The organism is Embleya sp. NPDC059213, from assembly GCF_042754445.1.
GTDB lineage: Bacteria > Actinomycetota > Actinomycetes > Streptomycetales > Streptomycetaceae > Embleya.
Map to the genome: position 1 here is coordinate 1 of NZ_JBHZAV010000306.1, position 7,095 is coordinate 7,095.

Here is a 7,095-nt window from a genome sequence, read left to right on the forward strand (position 1 = left end):
GGAGCATCCGTGGACACCCGCGTCCCCCGGATCCGCCGCAAACTGGCCGCCGTCCCGTTCCATCCCCATCGCAGCCACTCGTTCGGCGAAGAGCGGCACCGATTCCGGCTCGGCCCCACCGTCCCGGCCTCCCGGCTGACCGACTTCGAGGACATCCACGCCGTCGTCCTCCCGGACGCCTACCGGCAGTTCCTGCTCCACATGGGCGGTTCGGGCGCCGCGCCGTTCTACGGCCTGTCGGACCCGACAGGCCGCGAGCGGCCTCCTCTCTACACGATGGATCCGCCGGGCACAGCCCGCGGATTCGGCGGCGTCGCCCCCGGGGAAGCCCGGCGCGATCTCTTTCTGCACATCATCGAGATGGGATGCACCGACATGGCCCTCATCGCGGTGACCGGCCCCCTCACCGGCCGGATCGTCATCGGCAACGCGGACGGCTCTTGGGGCCCGAACGTCTCCTCCGCTCGCGACTTCCTCGGCTGGTACGAGCGATGGCTCGACCACATGACGGCCGGCAAGGACAATCGCGCGCTGGAACTCACGTCACCGGCACTGCGCGCCCATCCCGGAAGAAACCGCCTGGCCCCAATTTCGTGACGCACAGTCACACACCACACAACCTGAGCCAGAACCAAAATCGGCGAACATCCTGGGCCCTGATGATCGTCTGCTGCCGTCGAAACCCATCGACAAATGCTGTTCCTGGAAGTGAACAAAGCCACACGCTGTCGGCACCACCCGTATGGAACGTCAGCGTTCCTTCGCCAGAGGCCGATCTTCTGTCGAACCTTCAATCGTAAACTTCCGTGGCTCCGGTATCTCCTCCGGAGGAGACGGGGAGCTGATCACGATTCTCGCTCCTGTCCTGGGCCCGGGGCGGCGGCGTCTCCCTCGGGTTGCAAAACCGCCCGTACAGTCCATCCTGGAAATACGGTCGAGACCGGCGGGCAAGAACCGCCCGGCAGTAATGAACCTGATCGCGAGGGTCGACGATGCCATCAGTTCCCCAAATCCGCCGTATCCTCTTCAACGACGAAGAGATCGGCATGGGCTTTAACAGTGAAACCGGCCAGGCGATCGGATCAGCCTTGGAGGGATTCACCATCCAGGAAAATGTGGTAGCCGGCGGCGGGGAAGCCAGGTCGTCGATCACCATCCTGTCCTCCCATGAGGAGTTGATGGATAATCTAGGAATGGGGTTTGAGGCGCAGGGGCGCTACGGGTTCTTTTCCGCCTCGGCTAAAGCCAAATTTTCCGAACGGACTAACTTCAACTCCACCTCGACCTTCCTGTTGGCTCAGGTCGTCGTCGAGAATCCACTAAAGCGAGGTAAGGGCTTCAAGGTGACACCGGACGCCAGGGCGCTGCTCGACACTGACAGGGTCGAGGAGTTCAAGCGGGCGTTCGGGGACAGCTTCATCCGGGGGCTGCAAACAGGCGGAGAGTTCTATACGGTTATCCGAATCACTTCGGTCTCAACCAGCACCCAGTCCGAGTTGGCGGCTACCCTGCAGGCCGAGTTCAACGGACTGGTGGCGGCAGGGTCGTTCAAGGCAGAGTTCGCCAAAACCAAGCAGAGTGCGAGCACGAGTTCGGAATTCACCGCGACCATGTTCCAGAATGCGGGTACGGGCGCAGAGCTATCTCCCATCGCCTCGATTGAGGACGCTCACGAGCGGTTCAAAAGATTTCCGGAGTTCGTGAAGACCAGTCCGACCGCCTATGAGGCGGAGGTGGCCACCTACGACACGCTGCCTCTTCCACTGCCCACCCCCGAGGAACGGGAGGACTTCCTCCTCGCCCTTGCCGATGCCCGTGAGAAGAAACATCGATACCTCCAAATCCGTAATGACCTGCAGTTCGCACTGCAAAATCCTGCGTTCTTTCAGGACCTTCCCCCCAGCCAGACCATCAATGATTCCATTGCCTTGTACACGAAGCTGATCAACGGCGCGGTGGCGCATGCAATCAAGCTGTCACGAGGTCAAATCACCCCGCCGCAACTGTTCGATCCCGGTGCGCTTACACCGCCGATCTCCGAACCGTCACCGATTGCACTCACACGCGTCCAGGTAGCCCCCGTGGGTCCCGTGTCGAGAGGACCATTCTTGCATCAACTTTTCGACGTCCCCGAGAGCTTCCAGGCAACCGTCAAGCTCACCGTACGATTTCCCGTGCCCTCCAGGACTGATCAATATTTTGTGGCCGCCGGCATAGCCAGATTCATAAACAAATCCCCCGGAGGGATCGCCGGAGGCATTGGGAAGTGCATCGCCGGCCCGCACGGAGGAGGCGGTGTGCAAACAGTTGGCTACGTTGACTACCTCACCTGGAGTGACAACGTAACCCTCTACCCGTGGTACCAGAGCTATTCCGCCGATTCAATTCATCTCAGAATCACTGTGGAGAACCGGAAGCTGACGACATGTGAGTACAGTAACGATGGGCAAACATGGATGAGTATGCAAACCGCCGCTGACATGATGTTCGTCGAGCCGGGGACAATGCAACTCGCTCTGTTCGCATGGTCGGAACCGGGCAAGTCATATGCGGTGACTTTCTCGTCTCCGGAAATTACGAGTCGCACTCCCCCGCAAGGGTAATGATGCATAAATGCGCTTGCCTCCTCTGAGGGCCTCGCGTCGAGGCGGCGCTCCCGAGGGGCAGAATTCAGCTATGCCCTGCACAATGGCCTGAATAAAAAAGGAGCGATCGAGTCAGATATCTTACTGAAGCTGGGAGGGATCGCTGCGAGCAATACGTTTTCAAGTGGCCACCGATCGCGTGATGGCAGCGGGGCGCAACGCACGAGGCACCCGTGCCGTTACTGACTGCGGCGTTTAGGGTCTTCCCCCGGTCCCCCGGTCCCCCGGGCTGGCCCGGGCCGCGTTCGGCGGTGTGGGCCCGGGTCGCGGAGGTTGTCTACGCGATGGGTTCTTTCGTCCGGCCCCCGCGCGCTTTGGCGCGGGTGGCGCCGCTGCCCCGTGAGGCCACGGCCTCGTTCGTCGCGCGCCTGGCGGCGCGCAACCACGTGAGCGAGGCCGTCCTGTTCGACCACGTCGGGATACCGCAGCCGGGGGTGAGCGACACGTGGTCCGGGGGCGCCAACGTGTTCTACGAGGTGCCGACACCCGACCCGCCCACGTCGCGCTCAAAGACCCGAACCGGCCGCGCGACCGCAGCGCAAGGCGCGGACGCTCCGACGAAGCGGGCCGCCCGCGACGGGCGTAGTCTCCCTCGACCTGCGGGATCCGCTTCGGCCGGTTGCTTCTCGTATGCACCACGATGCCCGAGCCGAGAACGCACCGCCCCTGGGCCGGGGCTGTCGGCGTACATCTGAATGTGCCCAGGGAGGTACAGCCGAACGTGCTCTGGATGTTCGCCGTTCGGTCCTGGTGGTGGGGTGTCCGGGCGTAAACGAGGGGCGGGGTGGGTGGGGAGTGCGGCACACTTCGCGCGTGATCACCATGCGGCCCGTGTTGAGGGTGGATGTCCACGACGGCGACTTCGCCTTCTGGCCGGTTGCCGAGACGAAGTCCTTCGGCCACCTTCCTCTCGGTGGTGGTCTTTCTCCCGCCGAGGTCGGGACGGCCATGATGCGCATCGTCGGCTGCAACGACATCGGCCCCGACCCCGGGGAGGGCTTCCCGCTCCCGTCGGCCGACCCGCTCGGATCCTTCCTGCACGGATTGCTCACCTCCGAGGAACCCATCGCGGGGGGCGGCCTGCTCGTCGCGGACACCTCCTCGGGGGTCGTGGTGCCGCCCGGTTGCTGCTGCGGCCTGGAGGACTGGCGCGAATGGCAGGACGTGGTCGACGGCGGCGACCCGCCCTGGCTCGGCCACGATCCGCAACCGACCGCCGAACGGCTCGGCGACACCGTCCGGCTGACCCTCGACTCCGGGAAGAGCGACGGCCCGGTGATCGAGCTGCCCGCCTGTGAACTCGCCCGACTCCTGGAGGGCGTCGATCGTGACCTCTCCGACTTCGTCGCCCTGGCGGCGGACTGGGCGTCCCACCACCTGCCCGACCACGCCACCCCTGTGGTGGCCGCCCTCTCCCGCCTGCTCGATCTGCCGTCGCCGACCGGGCCGGGGCAACGGTAGACCCGGAAGCCGGTTCCGCCGACCAGGCAAGTGGGCAGGCAGCACCGGCCCGCCATAAGCACGTTCACGTGTACCTGGTTGGGCACATTGACGAGTACGCCGACACCAGGGGCCGGACGTGGTGCGGAGGGCCTTCTCCTGTGGCAGTCGCCGGGTGAATTCGGCTCTGAACCGGTCGGGGCCGACGCGGTCGGCGAGCGCCAGGCTTCGCCAGTGGGCTGAAGAGAAAAGGGCAGCGGCCTCGACGATCTCCGGATAGACCGCCGCATCCCGCCGGGGATCCCAAGGGGTTGTCCAACGGTCGATGCCCAGGGCTTGGAACCTGCGCTCGCGGTCGCTGACGCGGTAGCCGCGCGTGATGGTGGCATTCCAGAGATTGCGGCAGTGGTGGTAGCTCGCGTTGATGCTCGGCCTCCACGAGCCGTTCCATCCGCCGCCGCAGCACCTGTGCGGACACCGTGGACCGCGAGGTCTGCTCGTCCACCACCACTCGCAGCGCCGCGACGACACGCTCGTCCGCCCGTCCGGTCCTCTTCGAGCTCGCCCGCAGCCGCGGATCGACCAGCCCCTACGAGCCCGTCGCGTTCGAAGCGGGCCCGCATGTCCTGCAACACCGTCAGCGACACTGCCGTCCCGGCTTCGGCGAGCTCGGCGGCGCGGGCGTGGGCCACTGCGTGGCCGGCTCGGGCGGCGGCGGCGAGTTCCTCGCCGGCCGCGTCCAGGTATGTGCGGGTGGCGGGGTCGCCGACCTTGGCGAGGTTGGCCGGGTCCGTGAGGGCGCGGGCGGTCACCTCGAGGGTCCTGCGGGTCGGCTTGCGAGCGGTCAACGCCGGTGGCAGGCCGTGGAGTTGCGCCAGGTGCGTGAGGACCGTGCTCTCCACCAGGGCCGGGGAGTACGTCAGTCGTCCGAGTTTCGACAAATAGGTGTCATCAGGGAAGATGCGGGCCATTGTGCGTTACCGGTCCGACGTCATCGACGTGTTTTCGACCGCCGAACGGGTGGCTCCGCCCTGCAGGGGGCGGGTGGTCGTCCGGTGGGTGCCCGTCCGTTCGGGGCACCCGAGGAGAAGGGTCCTGGACGGGCGGCCTCCGTCCGGCATGGCCGTGGCACCGGGTGTCGATCGCACGGGGTGACGCGTTCCGCCCGCACGACCGTACGCCCCGCTCCGTCGGGGTGCGTCGTCGTTGCCGGTCCGGTGACCCGACCCGACGAACGGGGTCGTCGAGTCGAAGTGTTTCCCCACGTGGCCGGGTTCCCGGTTTTCGAGGGTTCACAGCGCCGGTGGTCGGGCCGGTGATCACGTCCCCGAGTGCGGTGAGGATGTCGCCGCACGACGCCTGGCCGCCAGGTCGGCGACGGGCGCCGGTGGCGTCGAGGAGGGCACATCCGCGGGCGGCGGCTGCCCGTCCCCTGTGCCGCACCGGTGGAGGCCTCCCGTCGCGGACTCGCCGCCGCCGATGTGCGACCGGTTCCGGCACAGGTCGTCGAAGTCCTCACGCAGCACGGACAGGGCCTCCTCGGCGACCACGGTCGCCGGGTCGAACAGGTGCACACCGTCCTCGAAGGCCTCGAAGCCGACCCTCGCCCATGCGGCGGTGATCCGCGCCGTGACGCGGTCCCACTCCTCCTGCCCGGGCTCCCATCCCGGTTCCCGGTCGGAGATCCCGGGCATGCAGGCGACCGCCCGCGCGCCCGGGGACAGTCGTTCGATCGCCTCCGCGGCCAGGATGGGTCCCAGGCCGAACCCCCGCCACCGCCCGTCCAGGACGACCCGGTCCATGACCAGCAGGTCCACGCCCATGTACTCCAGGTACTCGTCGGCCCTCTCGCCGAAGTCCCCGCTCTCCTGGTCGAGCAGCACGCAGCCGATCCGGTGCAGGTCCGCGGACTCCTCCTCCATCGCCCACCACGCGTTCATCCCCCGGTCCATCCGGACGCGGAAGAACACCATCCAACCCACCGCGACGCCGTCCGGCTCGAACGCCGGGCAGCCGGTGTCGCCCGGGCCCGGCACCGGGTCCTCGCAGGAGATCTCGCCGTCCAAGCCGAGCAGGGTCGGGCAGCGGGTGTCGTCGTGCACCTCGTAGCCGTGCCGAACGACCACACTCCAGCGTTCGATCGTGCGGTCGTGCGGGTCCTCGCGCAGGCCGTGCCGCAACGAGTACTCGAGGTGCAGCGCGAACGGGTCACCGGGCAGGTCCCGTGCTGTCTTGGTCATCCCGCCAGACCAGAACCGCACCGGGGTCTCGGATGCCGACTTGTCACGGCTGCGGCAACACCATCGGGTGGTGATTCGACGCATCATGCGGTTCCGCCGGCGGCCAGATCCGCGGGCACCATGTCCGCTCGCACAGCCGGTACCCAGCCGTATTCGTTGACGTCCGTATTCTCCGCTGCGAGGGCGCCCGCCGATGGCAGAGCGTGTATGGCGAGTGTGGATTATCCGCTGGGCGGGGGCTGTTCACGCTTGGGGAAAAACAGGGTCAGGGAGCCTGAGAATCCGGATGCCGACGGGTCGGATGGTGGGGCCGTCTTGCCGGTGGCGTGGTCCCGCATGGCTTCGATAGCTTCGACTTGTTCCCGGATTGAGCGGAGGAGCCGTTCGACCACAAGCCGACCATGGGGGTCGTCGGTGGCCTGGTAGAGGTCGCGGGCGCGTTCGCAGGCGGTGATCGCCTCCTCGAACCGCCGCACCTCCCCCAGAGCAATCCCGAGGTTGGTCCAGGCGCCGGCTTGGCCGTTCCGGTTGTCGGTTGCTGCGAAGAGGTCGCGGGCACGTTCGCAGGCGGTGATGGCCTCCTCGAACCGACATACGTCCCCCAGAGCGATCCCGAGGCTGTTCCAGGTGGCGGCTTGGCCGGTCGGGTCGTCGGTGGCCTCGAAGAGGTCGCGGGCGCGTTCGAGGGCGGTGATCGCCTCCTGGAACCGCCGCACCTCCCGCAGCGCGTCCCCGAGACCTGTCGCTTCAACGGCTCTGCCGCTGCCGAC

5 protein-coding genes are annotated in these 7,095 nt (G+C 66.7%); 3 read left to right on the forward strand and 2 right to left on the reverse strand.

From position 1 onward, the window contains the following. The 3 genes from ACFXMF_RS45800 to ACFXMF_RS45810 all read left to right on the forward strand — a co-directional run. Positions 1-597: SMI1/KNR4 family protein (locus ACFXMF_RS45800; protein WP_380021231.1), on the forward strand; the 597-nt coding region annotated here is incomplete at its 5' end. 395 nt (positions 598-992) lie between these two features. After that, on the forward strand, positions 993-2,603 hold the full coding sequence (locus ACFXMF_RS45805; RefSeq protein WP_360322493.1) for a hypothetical protein: 1,611 nt from the start codon (positions 993-995) through the stop codon (positions 2,601-2,603). An 864-nt stretch (positions 2,604-3,467) separates the two neighbouring features. Then, positions 3,468-4,106 (forward strand): hypothetical protein, encoded by a 639-nt coding sequence (locus ACFXMF_RS45810; protein ID WP_379989602.1) that lies wholly within the window; start codon positions 3,468-3,470, stop codon positions 4,104-4,106. Positions 4,107-5,404: 1,298 nt separating this feature from the next. On the opposite strand, the gene ACFXMF_RS45815 is transcribed toward ACFXMF_RS45810, so the two are convergent. Beyond that, positions 5,405-6,325, reverse strand: a complete 921-nt coding sequence (locus tag ACFXMF_RS45815; RefSeq protein WP_379989595.1) for a hypothetical protein — start codon at positions 6,323-6,325, stop codon at positions 5,405-5,407. A gap of 221 nt (positions 6,326-6,546) precedes the next feature. Beyond that, positions 6,547-7,095: tetratricopeptide repeat protein (locus ACFXMF_RS45820; protein WP_380021233.1), on the reverse strand; the 549-nt coding region annotated here is incomplete at its 5' end.